Origin of the sequence: Falsiroseomonas sp., from assembly GCF_030695085.1 — a bacterium.
Classification (GTDB): Bacteria; Pseudomonadota; Alphaproteobacteria; order Acetobacterales; family Acetobacteraceae; genus Falsiroseomonas.
The window spans coordinates 1-16549 of sequence record NZ_JAUYTS010000070.1; the positions used below are offsets into that span (position 1 = coordinate 1).

A 16549-nucleotide genomic window follows, 5' to 3' on the forward strand; every position below is an offset into this window, starting at 1 on the left:
TGAGGCCGCCGTCGTGCGCCTCGTCGGTGCCATCCTGCTCGAGCAGTCCGACGAGTGGGCCACCCAGCGCGCCCGCTATATGACCCTGGAAGCCATCAGCACCGTCAGCGATAATGCCACCGTCAGGCTCTCGGCCGTGCCCGCCTGATATGGCGGCCCAGCCCGCCAAAGATCATCGCGCTCCTACACCACGCGATGGGACACAATCGCGCCATGCGCACACGCCCCGCCTTCTCGGCATCGGCGTACGGGTTCGACGGTCGGGTGTGCCAGCCCTCAAAATCTCCCCGTGAGACGCCAAGGCCGGGCACTGCCATGCGCCTGGCCGCACTGTCGGCGTGGCCGGTGACGGCAACCTTCCCAACTCCGGGCCCCGCCTGATCAGCGGGCCAGGCGGCCAGAACGGCACGGAGGTTGTGATTGAAGCCCCCATGCGGCTGGACCCCCTACGCGCTGGCTGCCCGTGTGCGGTCTGGCGCCTGCAGCGCGCCTGCAGCGCGCCGGCAGCGGGATCGGCGTGCCAGGATCGCCAGGATGGCCTCCAAGCACCGCCTCCGTTCCCTCAGCACCAACCGTCCTGACGTGCGGCACGCTCGTCTTGGTGTCGCCCGCTGGTGGTTTCGTCACACACTGAAAAGTGTTCGCCGAGGCCCGCGGCTAGGCGCATAAGCAGCTACCGCACCCTGCCAGGCCGCGGGTTTGTGCCGTAGGGCGGACGCACCCCGGCCCGGTTACAACCGGGCGCCCTTGTTCAAGGAGGTTGCGATGAACCGGATGCATGCGCAGACCTTGCAGCTCTGCCGCCGGGTAGGTCCGGAAGCGTCGCGATGAGTAGCCTTGCCGCAGCTCTGGCGCAGCGGATCGGCGCCGCGCATGTCGCGACCGATGCCTCCAGTTGCGCGCTGGCGACCTCCGACCTGTTCGACTGGCCCGACGCAGCGCCGGCCGAGATCGTCATCCGCCCGGGCAGCACGGCGGATACCGCAACGGCGCTGCGCCTGCTGGCGGAATTCGGGCGCAGCATCGTGCCGCGGGGCGCTGGCATGTCCTACAGTGCCGGGGTGGTGCCGCGGGCGCCAGCGGTGGTGGTGGACACCACGCGGCTGAACGACATCTCGATTGACGCCGGGAACCTGACAGCCGTGGTCGGCGCCGGCACCACTTGGCAGGCGCTGGCCGCCGCGCTGGCCCCGCACGGGCTGCGCGCGGCGCAGGCCTCCCCGGTCTCCGGCTCGGTCAGCACGGTGGGCGGTACCGTGGCGCAGAACCTCCCCGGCGGCATGGATGGCATTCTTGGCCTGACCGTGGTGCTGGCGGATGGCAACGCGGTCTGCACCGGCGCACTGGCGCTGCGCGGTGCGCCGCCCTTCTGGCGCCATATGGGGCCGGACCTCACCGGGCTGTTCCTGGGCGATTGCGGCGCCTTCGGGGTGAAGACGGAAGTGGCGCTGCGCCTCGCGCCCGATCGCCCCGGCGCCTTCGGGTCGTTTGCCTTCGAAAGCAGCGCCGCGATGATGGCGGCGATGGTGGAGGTCGCGCAGGCCAGCATCGTCAGCCGCGCCTTCGCACTCGACCCGGTTCGCACGTCCACCCCGGGCCCGGCCGCCGCGCCGCGGCGCCGCGAGGCCCGGCCCGAGCCCGCCTGGACCCTGCACCTGACCGCCGAGGGCGCCACCGTGCCCGCGGCGGAGGCAGCGGTGGAAGTGGCGCGCGGCATCACCACCCGCCATGGCGCGGAGGAGGTTCCGGCCACCATCCCCAAGGCGCTGCGCGCCCGGCCCTATTCCATCCGCGGCCTTGTCGGGCCGGAGGGGGAGCGCTGGGTGCCGGTGCATGGCATGCTGCCGCTTGCCAATGCCCGCGCCTGCCTGGCGGCCGTGGAAGCGCAGCATGCGGCGATGGCGGCGGAAATGGCCGCGGCTGGGGTCAGCACCAGCCACATCATCTCCTCGCTCGGCGCCTACATAACGATCGAGCCGATGTTCTACTGGCGCGACGCACTGGATGCGCTGCACCTGCAGCATCTGTCAGAGGCCAACCGCGCCCGCTTCGGCAGCCAGGCGCCCAACCAGGCGGCGCGCGACCTGGTGCGGCGGGCGAGGGAGGTGCTGTCCGCCATCATGGACCAGCATGGCGCCGTGCATGCCCAGCTCGGCCGTTTCTACCGGCTCGGCTCCCGCATGGAGCCGGGGGCGGCGCAGTTGCTGCACAGTGTGAAGGCCATGCTGGACCCGCGCGGCCGCATGAATCCCGGCGCGCTGGAGGGCGTGCAGGCGTAAGTGACCGTTTGAGAATGCCGGCGGCTGAGGACCCGCAGGTGATTTTTCGTTTCTGCAAGGCGCCGGATGCCGCCGATGCTGGTTGCATCGGCAAATCCGGCAACACAGCAGGGGCGCAAAAGCACCGCGGGACCGACCCGCTGGTGTTCTCAACCGGTCACCAAGGGTTTCAGGCCGTCAGTTCGGGCTGCATCACCCCGGCCGGCAACACCACGCGCAGCGCCAGGTCGCGGTCGGCACGCAGATGCTGGCGCATCAGGCTTTCCGCATCCTCCGGCCGGTTGGCGATCAGCGCCGCGATGATCTGGCCGTGCTCGGCCAGCGCCCGCTCCACCCGCCCATGCCGCAGCGTCAGCAGGCCGAAGCGATGCACCTGGTCGCCGAGTTGCGCCATGAACTGCCGCAGCCGTGAATTGCCCGCCAGTTCCAGGATGCGGCTGTGCATGAGGACGGAGCTGTCATAGGCGGCGCGCAGCGCGCCGGCCTGCATATGGGCCACGGCATCCCGGTGGTCTGCCAGCAGCCCTTCGGCATCCGCCGGCCCCAGCCGTTCCGCCGCCACCCGCACCGCGAAGCCCTCCAGCTGTTCGCGAAGCTGATAGACCTCGACGATGTCATGCACCGAGAGTTCGGACACCACGATGCCCCGCTGCGGCAGGATCCGCACCAGCCCGCCGCCGGCCAATTCGCGCAGCGCCTCCCGGATCGGGGTGCGGCTGATCTGCAACTCCTCGGCAAGCTGGTTTTCGGACAGCAGGGCGCCCGGGGCATAGCGGGAATCGAGGATGCCCCGCTTGATCGCCTCATAGGCCTGCTCCCGCAGGCTGCGGGGCGGGTCGGTCTTGTCCGGTGTCATCGGCGCGTGGGGTCCCTGTGCATCCGGATCCGCGCGCGCGCATCCAGCTTGACAAGGTGTATACCGGCCTCTCAACGCCACCGCAAACCGAGGGCGGGCGGGCTGGCCATGTGGCCATCGCCCGCCGCCGGGTCAGAGCGAGGAGGCGACCGCCGGAGCCAGGGCCGGGTTCTTCCCCGCCGGGTGCCCAGGGTTGCGGAAGCGCAGCTCGCCATCCGGCGCGCCATCGGGCGGCGCCACGCCGAACAGCTCCATCCGGCTGGTGCAGGCCACGGCCACCACGCGCCGCGCCGCCGGTTCCGTCATCCAGCGGCGGGCGGCGCCTTCCAGCTCCAGCCTTTCGCGCAGGGCGCGCCATTCCGCGCGGTCCACATCATCCACGAACATCGCCAGCAGGCCGGGGCGGCTGCCGCTGAGGCGGCTTTCGGCCACCAGGGCGCAGCGGCGGGTTACGGCGGTGGCGATCGAATTCTCCCGCCCCGCGCGCGCCGCCATGACGAAGACGGAGCCAGCGCCCGGGCCGGCGGTGACAGCCAGATGCGCTTCCTCCCCGAACTGGGCACGCAGCTGGGCGGGCAGGCCCTGCACGCTGGCCTGGGCGCCGGCCAGCACCAGCGGGTCCAGCTTCAGCACGGCATCCGCGCTGGTATCCTGGCGCTTCTGCGCGGTCAGCAGGGCGGCGATGCGGGCATGCAGGTCCGCCACCTGGGCATCGGTGGCCATGCCGCCGGGCAGCGTCATCTTCAGCAGGTAGCGGCCGGGATGGGAGGCGAGCCAAGTCTGGAGTTCCGGGTTGACCTTGTCGACCAGCGCGCACCAGTCGCCCCGATGCACTTCCCGCCCTTCCTCGGCGGAGACGGTCTCGCACACCACTTCGGCTTCCACACCGTCGCGGCGGATCAGCAGGTCGAAAGGGGCTTCCTCGGCCAGGCCGCTGAAGGTCACCTCGAAGCCGCGGCTGCGGTGCAGGGCTGCGGTCCGCAGCAGGTGGAACAGCGGCATCAGCGTGGCTGCGCCGGTCAGGCCGGCGGCGATCTCGGCCCGCAGCCGGGCGCGCTGCGGCGTGGGCAATTGAGCGGCAAGCTTCACCGCCTCCCGCGCAAAGGCCAGGGCGTGCCGCTCGGCGGGCGTGGCGCGGGCCAGCGCCTTCGGGTCCGTCAGCCGTGCCAGCACCAGCTCCAGCGCATGGCGCTGCTGCGCGGCGCGGCCGGATAGGGAAGGGGCGGCGGCAAGCTGGGCAATATCGCCGAGCCGCTTCGCCCAGAGCCGGGCGCCGCAAAGGGCACGAAAACGATCGAGATCGGCCGGGTCCGGCCGATGGTCGGCGAAAGGCATGACTTTGGCCCGATCACGTTGATGCGTATCCCTAACGCCTTTTGCAGGGGCAGCGTCAAGCAGCAGATGCGTGATAGGCGACTAAATTTGTCGGATATACGCAATGCAACCCTTAGTTGCGGGGCAGGCGGGCCACCTCGGGCGCATCCGGGTTCTGCGCGCGGTGCCGCAGCAGGGCATCGGCGAGCACCAAAGCGAGCATCGCTTCCCCCACCGGCACGGCCCGGATGCCGACGCAGGGGTCGTGGCGGCCCTTGGTCAGCACCTCCACATCCTGCCCGAAGCGGTCCACCGATTGCCGGGGCGTGAGGATGGAGGAGGTGGGCTTCACCACGAAGCGGGCCACGATCGGCTGGCCGGTGGAGATGCCGCCCAGGATGCCGCCGGCATGGTTGGAGCCGAAGACCACCTGGCCATCCGCGCCCATCCGCATCTCATCCGCATTGCCCTCGCCGGACAGGGCGGCGGCGGCGAAGCCATCGCCGATCTCAACCCCCTTCACCGCATTGATGCTCATCAGCGCACTGGCGAGTTCGGCATCCAGCTTGCCATAGATCGGCGCGCCAAGCCCGGGGGGCACACCCTCGGCCACCACTTCCACAACGGCGCCGAGGGAGGAGCCGGATTTGCGGGCGGCGGTAAGCCGGGCTTCCCAGCGGCCGGCCGCGACCGGGTCCGGGCAGAAGAAGGGGTTCTGCTCCACCTGCGCCCAGTCGAAGCGGGCGCGGTCGATCTCGTCGCCACCCATGTTCACCAGCGCGCCGCGGATGGTGACACCCTCCAGCACGCGGCGCGCGATGGCCCCGGCGGCGACCCGCATCGCCGTCTCCCGCGCGCTGGACCTGCCGCCGCCGCGATAGTCCCGCACGCCGTATTTCAGCTCATAGGTCAGGTCGGCATGGCCCGGGCGGAAGCGGTCCTTGATCTCGCCGTAGTCCTTCGATCGCTGGTCCGTATTCTCGATGTGCAGCGCGATGGGGGTGCCGGTGGTGACGCCCTCGAAGGTGCCGGACAGGATGCGGACGGCATCGGCTTCCTGGCGCTGCGTGACGAATTTGGACTGGCCGGGGCGGCGGCGGTCCAGGAAGGGCTGGATATCCGCCTCGGTCAGCGCCAGGCGCGGCGGGCAGCCATCCACGACGCAGCCGATGGCGGCGCCGTGGGATTCGCCCCAGGTGGTGACGCGGAAGAGGTGGCCGAAGGTGTTGTGGCTCATGGTCCGCCCCGCTTAGCGCAACGAGCGGAGAGAGGCACCCCCCGTTCAGACCGTCGCGATATCCGGCGCATCCGGGTTCTTCATGCCCACCACGTGGTAGCCGCAATCCACATGGTGCACTTCGCCGGTGACGCCGGAGGCGAGATCGGACAGCAGGTACAGACCCGCCCCGCCCACATCCTCGATCGTCACGTTCCGCTCCAGCGGCGCGTTGTACTGGTTCCACTTCAGGATGTAGCGGAAGTCGCCGATGCCGCTCGCGGCCAAGGTCTTGATCGGCCCGGCCGAGATCGCATTCACCCGGATGCCGGACTTGCCGAGATCGGCCGCCATGTAGCGCACGCTGGCTTCCAGCGCCGCCTTGGCCACGCCCATCACGTTGTAATGCGGCGTCACCCGTTCCGCGCCGAGATAGGACATGGTCAGCAGCGACCCGCCCGGCTTCATCAGCGGCACCGCGCGCTGCGCCACAGAGACGAAGGAGTAGACGGAAATATCCATCGCCTGCAGGAAGGCCGGCCGCGGCGTGTCCATGTAGCGGCCGCGCAGGAACTGCTTGTCGGCGAAGCCGATGGCGTGGACCACGAAATCCAGCCCGCCCCATTCCCGGCCGAGCGTTTCGAACACCGCATCCACGCTGGCATCGTCGGTCACGTCGCAGGGCAGCACGTGCTGGCTGCCGATGCTCTCGGCCAGCGGCCGCACCCGGCGCTCCAGCGCCTCACCCTGGTAGGTGAAGGCGATTTCGGCGCCCTGGGCGGCCAGGTACTGCGCGATGCCCCAGGCGATCGATCGGTCATTCGCCACGCCCATGATGACGCCGCGCTTGCCCGCCATCAGCGTCCCGGTGGGGATCCCTGCGCTGGCGGTCTCGGACGGGACATCATTCGGCATGGGGCAGGGGCACCGGAGGCTGGTTGCGAGAGGCCCCCGGTGGTGGCACATGCCCTTGTCACGGGCAAGGGGCCTCACACCTGTCTGGCCCCGCCCGCCAGGAGTGTGCCCCCTTGGATTCGCCCACGACCGAAGACCCGATCGCCATCTTCGAGGCATGGATGGCGGAGGCGGCGAAGACCGAGCCGAACGACCCGAACGCGGTCTGCCTGGCCACCGCCACGCCGGAAGGCCGCCCCTCCGCCCGCATGGTGCTGCTGAAGGGCGTCGATCCGGATGGGTTCGTCTTCTACACCAACCTCGAAAGCCGCAAGGGTGGCGAACTCGCCGCCAACCCCTTCGCCGCCCTGTGCTTCCACTGGAAGACCCTGCAACGGTCGGTGCGTGTGGAGGGCGCGGTGCAGCCGGTGACCGCGGCGGAGGCCGATGCCTACTACGCCTCCCGCGCCCGCGGCTCGCGCATCGGCGCCTGGGCCAGCAGGCAGTCCCGGCCGCTCGAATCCCGCTTCGCGCTGGAGAAGGCGGTGGCGGAGCAGACAATGCGCTTCGGACTGGGCGAGATCCCCCGGCCGGCGCATTGGTCCGGCTTCCGCCTGGTGCCGGACCGCATGGAATTGTGGCGCGACATGCCCTTCCGCCTGCATGAACGCCGCGTCTTCCACCGTGACGGCGCCGGCTGGCGGATCGAGATGCTTTACCCATGACCCCCTGGCCATGACCGTCCCGGCCGATCAGGCCCCGGTGGCGGCGCTGTTGCGGCGCCTGGCGGGGGCGGATCCGGTGGAGACGCATATCTCGGCCGTCTTCATCGGGCCGGATACGGTGTGGAAGCTGAAGAAGGCGGTGCGCCTCGGCTTCCTGGATTTCTCGGAACTGGCGTCCCGGCAGCACTTCGTGCGGCACGAACTGGCGCTGAACCAGCCCCACGCGCCTGGGCTGTACCGGGATGTGGTGCCAGTGACCCGCGCGCCGGATGGCACCCTGGCGCTGGATGGGGCGGGGGAACCGGTGGAGTGGGTGCTCCGCATGGCGCCGGTGCCGCCGGGCGACTTCCTCGACGTGATCGCCCGCAGCGGCGGGCTGACGCCGGAATTGCTGGATGCCACGGCCGACGCGGTGGTTGCGCTGCACGAAGCGGCCCTCCCGGCGCCGCCCGGCTTCGATGCGCCGGCCGCGATGGCCCGCGTGCTGGCCGGCAACATCCGCGACTGCCACGAAACCGGCCTGCCGGAGGCGCGCGTCGCGGCACTCGGCGCGGCGATGCAGGCGCGGCTTTCCGCGCTCACCCCGCACATGGCGGCACGCGAGGCGGCGGGGCGGGTGCGGCGCTGCCATGGCGACCTGCATCTCGGCAATCTGTGCCTGTGGGAGGGCCGGCCGACGCCGTTCGACGCGCTGGAATTCGACGAGGCGATGGCGACCACGGATACCGGCTACGACCTCGCCTTCCTGCTGATGGATCTCTGCGCGCAGGGCCACCGCGCGGCGGCCAACCGGCTGATGAACCGCTACCTCGCGCGCACCGGGGATTTCGGCCTGCTGCCGCCGCTTGGCTTCTGGATGGCGCTGCGGGCCATGGTGCGCGCCCATGTCGCGGCGCGGCGGGGCGAGGACGGGTTGGGCTACCTGGCGGCGGCGGAGGCGCATATCCGCCCGGTGCCGCAACGCCTGGTCGCGGTGGGCGGGTTGCAGGGCACCGGCAAGACCTGGCTTGCCCGGCAGATCGCCCCCGATCTCGGCGCCGCCCCCGGTGCGCTGCATCTGCGGACGGATGAGACCCGCAAGCGCCGGGCCGGGGTGGCACCGGAGGCACGCCTGCCGCCGGCGGCCTATGCCGAGGCGGAAAGCCAGGCCGTTCATGCCGAGATATTCGCCGCGGCGCGCGCGGCGCTGGGCGCCGGGCACAGCGTGGTGCTGGATGCCGTGTTCCTGGACCCGGCGCAGCGCCAGGCGGCGGAAGCGGCCGCCGCGCCATATCCTTTCAAGGGTTTCTGGCTGGCCGCGCCGCTGGATCTGCTGCGCCGCCGCGTCGCGGAACGCAGCGCGGCGGGGCGCGATGCCTCGGATGCCACGGTGGCGGTGCTGGACCAGGCGGCCACTGCCGATCCGGGCGCCATCACCTGGCAGCAGGTGGATGCCGGTGCGCCGTTGGAGCCGGTACGGGCTGCGCTGGCCTTGACCCCGGTAACTGGGGCATAACGTCTCCGGGAAGGCTTTCCGCACCCAAAATCTGGATAAAGGAGAGGCGCGATGGCTTATCGCCGCCTGTTGCTGCCGTTGACCGGTACCGCGGCCGGGGAAGCCGCGCTTGCCACAGGACTGATGGTCGCGCGAATCTGGAGCGCGCATCTGCACTGTCTGCATGTGCGCGTCGATGCGCGCGATGTCGCGCCGCTGGCCGGCGAGGGCCTGTCTGGCGCCATGATCGAGGAGATGATGGCGGCCACCGAGCGCGAATCCGGCGAACGCGCCGGACGCGTCCGCGCCATGTTCGAGAAATTCACCGCCATCCATGGCGACCTGACCATGGCCGCCGACCCCAACACCGCGCTGAAGGTGCCGGGCGTGACCCTGTCCTTCGAGGCGATCGCGGGGCGGGAGGAGGATGTCGTGGCGCAGCAATCGCGCCTGTACGACATGGCCGTGGTACCGCATCCGGAGGCGGATGAGGATGTCTCCTCCTCCGACGCGCTGCATGCCGTGCTGTTCGACAGCGGCCGCCCGGTGCTGATCGCGCCGCGCACCGCGCCGGATGTGATGGGCGCGCGGGTCTGCATCGCCTGGAATGGCAGCGCCGAAAGCGCCGCCGCGGTCGCCGCCGCGCTGCCCTGGCTGCACCGCGCCCAGGCCGTCCGCATCCTGCATTCCGAGGACTACCAGCGCCGCGGCCCGGCGGCGGAGGGCATCCAGGCCTATCTGCGCTGGCATGAGATCGAGGCGGAGCTGGTGCCCTTCAAGTCGCAGACCCGCGAAGTCGGCGCCGGGCTGCTGGGCGCGGCGCGGGATTTCGGCGCCGACCTGATGTGCCAGGGCGCCTACAGCCATTCCCGCCTGCGCCAGCTCATCCTGGGCGGCGTGACGCGGCATGTGCTGGAGAATTCGGAAATCCCGATCCTGATGTGCCGGTAGGCTCCGGGGGGTCATTCACCCGCTGAATGGCCCCCATCCCGGCCACTTTGCTGTGCCGGCAGGGCTTCGAGCCTATCTCTCCGTCCAACAGAAGCGCCGCGGGCCTGGGCCCGGGCGCAGGACCGGAGAGAAACCGATGATCGATGTCCGCCCCTTCGCCAGCCTCGGCGGTGCCAACCATGGCTGGCTCAAGGCGAAGCACCACTTCTCCTTCGCCAATTACCGTGACCCGGACCGGATGAGCTGGGGCAAGCTGCGCGTCTGGAACGATGACGAGATCGCGCCCGGCACCGGCTTCGATGCTCACCCGCATCGCGACATGGAAATCATCACCTATGTCCGCGAAGGCGCCATCACGCACCGGGACAATCTGGGCAATGAGGGTCGCACCGCGGCGGGTGATGTGCAGATCATGTCCGCTGGCACCGGCGTGACGCATGCCGAATACAACCTCGAGCCGGATGTGACGAAGATCTTCCAGATCTGGATCATGCCGGATGTGCGGGGCGCCAAGCCGAATTGGGGCGCCAAGGAGTTTCCCAAGGCGGCGCGTGAGGCAGGCTTCGAGGTCCTGGCCTCCGGCCGCCCCGGTGACGCCGGCACCGGCGCGTTGCCGCTCAACGTCAACGGCGCGGTGCTCGCGGCGACGCTGGCCAAGGGACAGACGCTGACCCAGGCGCTGGCGCCGGGCCGCGCTGCCTATCTGGTGGTGGCCAAGGGCGCTGCCACGGTGAATGGCGCGGCCCTGGCCATGCGGGATGGCGCCGGCATCGTCGATGAGCCGGCCATCCACATCACGGCCGAGGAGGATGCGGAGCTGGTGATGGTGGAAGTGGCCAAGGAATGAGGCTGGGCCCGGGGCGCGGGACGCGCCCCGGGCTGTGGGATGCAGCGAGTCTCAGCTTCGTCAAATTTTAACGCTTGCATTCATTTTGGTGCCGCTTCTTTATCGGCTTGAGTTCGAACCCTGGCCGTACCGGAGCGCCGGCATGCTCATCAACACCGTATTCCTCGCTCGCGGCTTCCAGAATGGCTTCGTCACGCTGCAGCCATTCTGGCTGTTTACCGCAGGTCCCCAACAAACCGTTTCGCTCAATGTGCTGGATTGGGGCGACGGCACCAGCGAGATCTTCACCCCCGAGGTGCCCTCCTTCGCCTTCACCCATTCCTACGTCTATGCGGGCGCGCCCGGCCAGCCGCTCGAAATCGACAGCATCGCCCGCTTCAACCTGACCATCCTCGATGTGCCGGAGATTTCCGTCCAGGAAGTTTCGATCTTCCTGGCGCCGGACGCGGTGGCGGGCGTCTCGTTGAATATGGAGCCGGAACGCCGCAGCCTGGTCGTCCTGGGCGCCGGCAGCAATACGGTTGTCGGCGGCGCGCAGGAAGATACGGTCTTGGGCGGCTCAGGCAACGACCTGATCTTCGGCCACAACGGAAGTGATCAGATCGACGGTGGGGATGGCAATGACACGCTCCTGGGCGGCGCGGGCAATGACACCTTGAGTGCTGGGGGTGGCAATAATCGCCTGATTGGCGGTTTCGGCAACGATGTCCTCTGGGGTGCAGGGGGCAACGATACCCTGAACGGTGGTGACGGCGACGATGTGATGTATGCCGGTCTGGGCGCGGGCATCCTGATCGGCGGCGCCGGCAACGACCAGATATTTGGTGGTGCCGGTGACGACAGGATCCGCGGCGACGCTGGTAACGACGTGATTTTCGGCGGTGACGGCCATGATCGCATCCAGGGCAATGACGGCGACGACGTGATCGAGGGTAACGACGGTGACGACCTGCTGAACGGCGGCGCCGGCGCCGATACGCTTGATGGCGGCGATGGCAACGATACGCTGCTGGGCGGCGCAGGCGACGATGTGCTGTTTGGCGGCCTGGGCAACGACCTGCTGAATGGCGGCACCGGCAACGACACGCTTCGTGGCACGGATGGCGAGAACACGCTGCTGGGCGGCGAAGGCGACGACATCCTGATCGGCGGCTGGGGCAACGACTTGATCAATGGCGGCGCAGGCAACGACTATCTCATTGGCGGCACCGGCGATGACACGCTGATCGGCGGTGCGGGCGCCGATACGTTCTATGGCGGAACCGGCGCCGATCTGCTGCAGACCCAGGCCGATGGCGCGCAGGATGTCTTCATTTTCGTCGACCGGGCGGATGGCGGCGATACCATCCGCGGCTTCGTGAGCGGGGAGGATGTGATCCGCATCTTCTTCGGCGTCGCCGGGCCGTTGGTGCAGGGCAGCGCGCCAGTGGCCGGCGCGGAATCCACCCTGCTGTTCAACACCACCAATGGCGAGCTGAGCTTCGACATGGATGGTCTGGGTGGAGATGACCCGGTGCTGATCGCGACGCTGCGCGGCGTCACCTCCCTGGCGGAAGGTGACGTGATCTTCGGCTGAGACGGCAGGCTCAAGCCGCGGCCAGCATCAGCCCAAGCGCCATCCGCAACACCCCCACCGGGTCCCGCCCCGGGCCACGCGCGACCAGCGCGCGGTGGCCGCCAGGCAGCACCGCCTGCTGCGCGCCGGGCAGCAGGGCGGAGGCGACCGGCACCAGCCCATCATTCGGCCCGGCGCCCTGCGCCAGCATCCAGCGCGCCAGCGGACGGTAGATCCCGTCCCGCCAGTCGCCACCCTCCGCGGCGAGGTCCGTCGCCAGCGTCACAACCGGCAGCCGCGCAGTCAGCGCCGCCAGCTGCGTGGCGTTGCCGCGCATCCAGGCCTGCCGCACCGGCGTCGTCAAATCCCGCAGCCCGCGTCCGGTGCCGAGGCGCGACAACCTGGCCACATGATGCACCGCCATCAGCACCGGCCGCCGCGCCAGGATCAGATCCGCGACCGGCGAGCCGAAGAAGGGCGCCTGTAGCGCGATGAGGCCGCAGCAGCGTTCCGCCATGCCGGGCCGCAGCAGCGCCGCCAGCGCTTCCAGCCCGCCCTTGGAATGGCCGACCAGGATGGCCGGGCGCGGGTCGGCCAGCATGGCGGCGGCGATCCGTCCGGCATTGACACCAACCGGCGCGGCGGTCGGCAGCTTCACCACCTGCACGGCGACGCCCAGCCCGCTGAGCCAGGCCAATTGCGCGCCCATATAGTCCATGCCCACCGGGGCGAGGCCGGCGATCACCTCCCCCAGCAAGCCGTAGCACAGCAATACCCGGGTGCCGGCCAGCCGGTCGGCCAGCGCGGCATCCTCCATCTCAGTCGAGGGCGACGATCTGCTTGCCGAAATTGCGCCCCTCCAGCATGCCCATGAAGGCGGCCGGCGCATTGGCCAGGCCGTGCGCCACATCTTCCCGATACTGGAGGCGCCCGGCCTGGAGATGGCTGAGCATTTCCTTGCGGAACTGGGCATAGCGCGGCCAGCCGGTGTCCGAGACGATGAAGCCCTGGATGCGGAGCCGCTTGCGCACCACCGGCCCGAGATTCGGCCCCGCCGGCGCCCCGGCGGCCGCGGCACCCGAGGCGGTGTTGTACTGCGAGATCATGCCGCACATCACCATGCGGCCGAAATCGCGGAAGCGCGGGAACACGGCGGCCTGCACCGCGCCGCCGACATTCTCCCAGTACACATCCACGCCGTCCGGGCAGGCGGCATCGAGCTGCGCGTTCAGGTCGCCGCGATGGTCCAGCGCCGCATCGAAATGCAGCTTGTCCTTCACGAAGGCGCATTTCTCCGCTCCGCCGGCAATGCCCACCACCTTCGCACCGCGGATCTTGCCGAGCTGCCCCACCACCTGGCCGACGGCACCGGAGGCGGCGGAGACCACCAGCATCTCGCCTGCTTTCGGCTGGCCGATATCCTCCAGCCCGACCCACGCGGTCAGCCCGGGCATGCCGAGCACGCCAAGTGCGGTGGACGGCGGCGCCTCATTCGGATCGATCGCGATCAATGACTTGGCGGGCCGCACCGAATAGCCCTGCCAGCCGAAGCCGCCGAGCACCCAATCCCCCTCCCGGAACCTGGCATCACCGCTGGCCGCCACCTGTCCCACCGCCTGGCATTCCATGACGCCGCCGATGGCAACCGGGGCGGAGTAGGATTTCACGTCATCCATCCGGCCGCGCTGGTAGGGGTCCAGCGAGATGAAACGGTGCTGGACCAGCACCTCCCCGGGGCCGGGGTCCGGGATGGGTGTTTCCACCGTCCGGAAATCCTCGGCCACGGGGGCGCCCTGGGGGCGGCGGGCGAGCAGGATCTGCGGGTTCGTCATCGCGATGTCCTCCGGTTGCTGCGTTCAGCCATGGACGCGCGAGATCGCCTCGTCCACCGCCGCGACGATGCGTGTCGCGCTGTTGTCATCAGCGAGCGAACCGACCAGCGGGCCGGGCGCGTCGCGCGGGAAGGCGGTGGCCTGCAGGATATCGAGGGTCAGGTCGCGTCCGGCCAAGGTGAAGCGCGGTGTTCGCGTCGGGTATCCGGCCGCCGCGGCATCGGCGGAATCGATCAGTGGTGCGACCAGGCGGGTCCGGAGATGGTCGAAGGCGGCGGATTGCGGAACCACGACGAAGGGCACCGCCCGGCTCCTCGTGCGGTGCGCGTCGTATTGCGGCATCAGGCGCGGCCAATGAGAACCGGGCGTATTCTTCGGCCCAAAAGCCGTGCTTCTCGATGAAGGCAGCGGGGGGCTCCGGCCTGCGCAGGCTGCAACTAGTCATGCGCCGGCGCGGCCGCAATCACGTCGCGTCCCGCTTCGCCCGCTTCGCCCGCTCCGCCTCCCGCAGCCAATCCTCCGTGGTCTTGGCGATCGGGCGGTCAGGGCCGGCATAGGGGTCGAGCGCCGCATCCGTCGCGGCGAAGGGGCGGCAATCCTCGCACAGCCGCAGCAGGGCCAGCTGCTTCGGGTCGCGGAACATCCAGTGGCCGCTTTCGGTCAGCTTGGCCGTGACCCGGTCGATCTGCGACTTCACGCCGAAGGGCTTGGCGCAGCGTTCGCAGCAGAACGGCGCTTCCTCCTTCACCACCTGCATCCGCGCAGCCTCGGGGGCCAGGTTCAGGCGAGGTTCCAGGGTGATGACCTGCTCCGGGCAGGTGGTGGCGCACAGGCCGCACTGCACGCAGGCATCCTCCAGGAAGCGGAGCTGTGGCGTCTCGGGGTTCGCGGTGAAGGCGGCGGTCGGGCAGACCATGGTGCAGGCCAGGCACAGGGTGCAGCCGTTCACATCCACCTTGGCCAGGCCGAAGGGGGCCAGCGCCGGCATCGGCAGCACCGCCTCCCGCCGGCTCATCCCCTCCGCCAGCGCGCGCCCGGCCTGGCGCAGCATCTCCCGTGGCGTGCCGATCGCCAGGAAGGTGGCGGGCGGGAAGGGCAGGCCGCGGCGGGGCAGGGCGGCCAGCGCCTCGCCCAGCGTGAAGGGATCATCCGTCTCGATGGTGCCGGCGCGCGGCGCGCCGTGCTCCGGCACGGCGAGGCCCGAGAGGATTTCCGCGGTGAAACCCAGGTTCCGCAGCACACCCTCCACCCCATGCGCGCGGCGGCCGCGCAGCAGCAGGCGGATCTGCGCCGCACCCCAGGCGAAGCCGGCCAGGAAGAAGGCAAGGTCGAGCTGGGAGACCTCGTTCACCCGCAGCGGCAGCACGCGGGCGGGCAGGCCGCTGCCATGCCGGGCGAGCGCATCGATCAGCGCCTCGCCATGCTCGGCATCATGCACCAGCACCACCGGCGCCTCGCCGCCCGCCTCGCGATAGGTCAGCAGCAGGGCGCGCAGCCGGCGCAGCAGATTGTCGGAGGCCGGCAGGGCGTAGCTGGCGGCACCGGTCGGGCAGACCGCGGCGCAGGCGCCGCAGCCGGCGCAGATCTCGGCCGAGATCATCACGGAATCGCGCCCCGGTGTGATGGCGCCGGTCGGGCAGAGATCGAGGCAGCGGGTGCAGGCCACGCGCTTGTTGCGCGAATGGGCGCAGAGCCCGGCATCGAAGGTGATGAAGCGCGGCTTGTCGAATTCGCCCACCAGATCCTTCGCCGCGCCGATCGCGCGTTCCACCGCGGCGGCGTCGGCCGGGTCGGCGCGCAGATAGCCCTGGCGCACCTCGGCCGCCGGAAACAGGGGTGCGCCGCCGGTCAGGTCCAGCAGCACGTCGCAGCGGCTGACCGCGCCATCGCGCTTCGGGCCCCACTCATAGGCGGTGCGGGAGGAGGGGCGCGGCATGGCGTGGCCATCCACCACCACCTCGAAGGTGCCGAGCCAGCCGGTCGCGGCGCGGGCCCGGCCGCGCACGACCGGAAACTCCGCCGCCCGCAGCGGCGCGACCGGCGCGCTGCCATCCAATAGCACCGTCACATCCAGCGCGCCGGCCAGGCGTTCCGCCGCGCGCAGCGCCACCTCGTCGCGGCCCAGGATCAGCGTGATGCCCTCGCTTTTCAGCGGCACCAGCGGGGTGGCCGGCATCGGCACGGCGGCGGCGGCGATCAGGGCGGCCATCTTCGGGCCGGCGGCCTTGGCCTCCGCGGACCAGCCGGCCGTCTCCCGCACATTCACGAAATTCAGCGCCCGCGCGAAGCCGGCATCCTCCGCAACCTCCGCGAACAGCGGCGCCTGGGCGGTGCAGGCCACCGTCACCGGCACATCCTCCGCCAGCGCGGCCAGGAAGCGGTCGAGCTGCGATTGGCAGAGTTGTTCCGCCAGGCGCGGCGCCCCGCCGGCGCAGCCGCGCGCGATGGCGCGGGCATCCAGCGGCATCGTATCCTCGCAGCTGCAGACGAAGGTGATCGGGGTGCGTGTCATGCGGGCGCCGGGCGTCCTCGTGCCTGCCCAGGCCCTAGGCCCGGGGGTAAGCCCGCCATATATGCCGGGCCTCGCGCCGTTGCGAGGGATCGCC

At 70.3% G+C, this 16549-nt stretch carries 14 protein-coding genes and 1 pseudogene; 7 read left to right on the forward strand and 8 right to left on the reverse strand.

Annotated elements, in window-relative coordinates; all coding sequences use genetic code 11:
* Together Q8S40_RS08320 and Q8S40_RS08325 are read left to right on the forward strand one after the other, a co-directional pair.
* A pseudogene (locus tag Q8S40_RS08320) lies at positions 1 to 148 on the forward strand (IS256 family transposase); the annotation flags it as partial.
* A 679-nt stretch (positions 149 to 827) separates the two neighbouring features.
* Positions 828 to 2279, forward strand: coding sequence for an FAD-binding oxidoreductase (locus tag Q8S40_RS08325; RefSeq protein WP_305670019.1), 1452 nt, complete (start codon positions 828 to 830; stop codon positions 2277 to 2279).
* Positions 2280 to 2448: 169 nt separating this feature from the next.
* Here the strand turns inward: Q8S40_RS08325 and Q8S40_RS08330 are convergent, their stop codons facing one another.
* From Q8S40_RS08330 to fabI, 4 genes are all read right to left on the reverse strand, one after another.
* The gene (locus Q8S40_RS08330; RefSeq protein WP_304810601.1) at positions 2449 to 3135 is read right to left on the reverse strand and encodes a GntR family transcriptional regulator; all 687 of its coding nucleotides are present in this window, start codon (positions 3133 to 3135) and stop codon (positions 2449 to 2451) included.
* A gap of 132 nt (positions 3136 to 3267) precedes the next feature.
* Positions 3268 to 4470, reverse strand: a complete 1203-nt coding sequence (locus tag Q8S40_RS08335; RefSeq protein ID WP_305670020.1) for a hypothetical protein — start codon at positions 4468 to 4470, stop codon at positions 3268 to 3270.
* A 112-nt stretch (positions 4471 to 4582) separates the two neighbouring features.
* Positions 4583 to 5686: a chorismate synthase gene (aroC, locus tag Q8S40_RS08340; protein ID WP_305670021.1), complete on the reverse strand. Its 1104-nt coding sequence runs from the start codon at positions 5684 to 5686 to the stop codon at positions 4583 to 4585.
* Positions 5687 to 5731: 45 nt separating this feature from the next.
* A complete protein-coding gene (fabI, locus tag Q8S40_RS08345; protein WP_305670022.1) occupies positions 5732 to 6580 on the reverse strand; it encodes an enoyl-ACP reductase FabI in 849 nt (282 codons plus the stop codon).
* Between the two features lie 113 nt (positions 6581 to 6693).
* Here fabI and pdxH point away from each other — a divergent pair, with 113 nt between their 5' ends.
* The 5 genes from pdxH (at position 6694) to Q8S40_RS08370 (ending at position 12132) form a co-directional block, all read left to right on the forward strand.
* Positions 6694 to 7284, forward strand: coding sequence for a pyridoxamine 5'-phosphate oxidase (gene pdxH / locus Q8S40_RS08350; protein WP_305670023.1), 591 nt, complete (start codon positions 6694 to 6696; stop codon positions 7282 to 7284).
* A gap of 10 nt (positions 7285 to 7294) precedes the next feature.
* Positions 7295 to 8779, forward strand: coding sequence for an AAA family ATPase (locus tag Q8S40_RS08355; protein ID WP_305670024.1), 1485 nt, complete (start codon positions 7295 to 7297; stop codon positions 8777 to 8779).
* 51 nt (positions 8780 to 8830) lie between these two features.
* The gene (locus Q8S40_RS08360; RefSeq protein ID WP_305670025.1) at positions 8831 to 9709 is read left to right on the forward strand and encodes a universal stress protein; all 879 of its coding nucleotides are present in this window, start codon (positions 8831 to 8833) and stop codon (positions 9707 to 9709) included.
* A gap of 136 nt (positions 9710 to 9845) precedes the next feature.
* Positions 9846 to 10556, forward strand: coding sequence for a pirin family protein (locus tag Q8S40_RS08365; RefSeq protein ID WP_304810590.1), 711 nt, complete (start codon positions 9846 to 9848; stop codon positions 10554 to 10556).
* A 142-nt stretch (positions 10557 to 10698) separates the two neighbouring features.
* Positions 10699 to 12132, forward strand: a complete 1434-nt coding sequence (locus Q8S40_RS08370) for a calcium-binding protein (protein WP_305670026.1) — start codon at positions 10699 to 10701, stop codon at positions 12130 to 12132.
* A 10-nt stretch (positions 12133 to 12142) separates the two neighbouring features.
* Here the strand turns inward: Q8S40_RS08370 and Q8S40_RS08375 are convergent, their stop codons facing one another.
* The 4 genes from Q8S40_RS08375 to Q8S40_RS08390 all read right to left on the reverse strand — a co-directional run bounded on the left by Q8S40_RS08375 (position 12143) and on the right by Q8S40_RS08390 (position 16455).
* A complete protein-coding gene (locus tag Q8S40_RS08375) occupies positions 12143 to 12928 on the reverse strand; it encodes a hypothetical protein (RefSeq protein WP_305670027.1) in 786 nt (261 codons plus the stop codon).
* A gap of 1 nt (position 12929) precedes the next feature.
* Positions 12930 to 13943 (reverse strand): NADP-dependent oxidoreductase, encoded by a 1014-nt coding sequence (locus Q8S40_RS08380; RefSeq protein WP_305670028.1) that lies wholly within the window; start codon positions 13941 to 13943, stop codon positions 12930 to 12932.
* A 24-nt stretch (positions 13944 to 13967) separates the two neighbouring features.
* A complete protein-coding gene (locus Q8S40_RS08385; RefSeq protein WP_305670029.1) occupies positions 13968 to 14285 on the reverse strand; it encodes a CcdB family protein in 318 nt (105 codons plus the stop codon).
* A 121-nt stretch (positions 14286 to 14406) separates the two neighbouring features.
* Entirely contained in the window at positions 14407 to 16455 is a 2049-nt protein-coding gene (locus Q8S40_RS08390; RefSeq protein WP_305670030.1) for a 4Fe-4S binding protein, read from the reverse strand.
* Positions 16456 to 16549 lie beyond the last annotated feature (94 nt).

Excerpts from the sequence above, each read along its gene's own strand:
- Q8S40_RS08325 (WP_305670019.1), top strand. The coding sequence starts at position 828 with ATGAGTAGCCTTGCCGCAGCTCTGGCGCAGCGGATCGGCGCCGCGCAT.
- Q8S40_RS08330 (WP_304810601.1), bottom strand. The coding sequence starts at position 3,135 with ATGACACCGGACAAGACCGACCCGCCCCGCAGCCTGCGGGAGCAGGCC.
- Q8S40_RS08335 (WP_305670020.1), bottom strand. The coding sequence starts at position 4,470 with ATGCCTTTCGCCGACCATCGGCCGGACCCGGCCGATCTCGATCGTTTT.
- aroC (WP_305670021.1), bottom strand. The coding sequence starts at position 5,686 with ATGAGCCACAACACCTTCGGCCACCTCTTCCGCGTCACCACCTGGGGC.
- fabI (WP_305670022.1), bottom strand. The coding sequence starts at position 6,580 with ATGCCGAATGATGTCCCGTCCGAGACCGCCAGCGCAGGGATCCCCACC.
- Q8S40_RS08355 (WP_305670024.1), top strand. The coding sequence starts at position 7,295 with ATGACCGTCCCGGCCGATCAGGCCCCGGTGGCGGCGCTGTTGCGGCGC.
- Q8S40_RS08360 (WP_305670025.1), top strand. The coding sequence starts at position 8,831 with ATGGCTTATCGCCGCCTGTTGCTGCCGTTGACCGGTACCGCGGCCGGG.
- Q8S40_RS08365 (WP_304810590.1), top strand. The coding sequence starts at position 9,846 with ATGATCGATGTCCGCCCCTTCGCCAGCCTCGGCGGTGCCAACCATGGC.
- Q8S40_RS08370 (WP_305670026.1), top strand. The coding sequence starts at position 10,699 with ATGCTCATCAACACCGTATTCCTCGCTCGCGGCTTCCAGAATGGCTTC.
- Q8S40_RS08375 (WP_305670027.1), bottom strand. The coding sequence starts at position 12,928 with ATGGAGGATGCCGCGCTGGCCGACCGGCTGGCCGGCACCCGGGTATTG.
- Q8S40_RS08380 (WP_305670028.1), bottom strand. The coding sequence starts at position 13,943 with ATGACGAACCCGCAGATCCTGCTCGCCCGCCGCCCCCAGGGCGCCCCC.
- Q8S40_RS08385 (WP_305670029.1), bottom strand. The coding sequence starts at position 14,285 with ATGCCGCAATACGACGCGCACCGCACGAGGAGCCGGGCGGTGCCCTTC.
- Q8S40_RS08390 (WP_305670030.1), bottom strand. The coding sequence starts at position 16,455 with ATGACACGCACCCCGATCACCTTCGTCTGCAGCTGCGAGGATACGATG.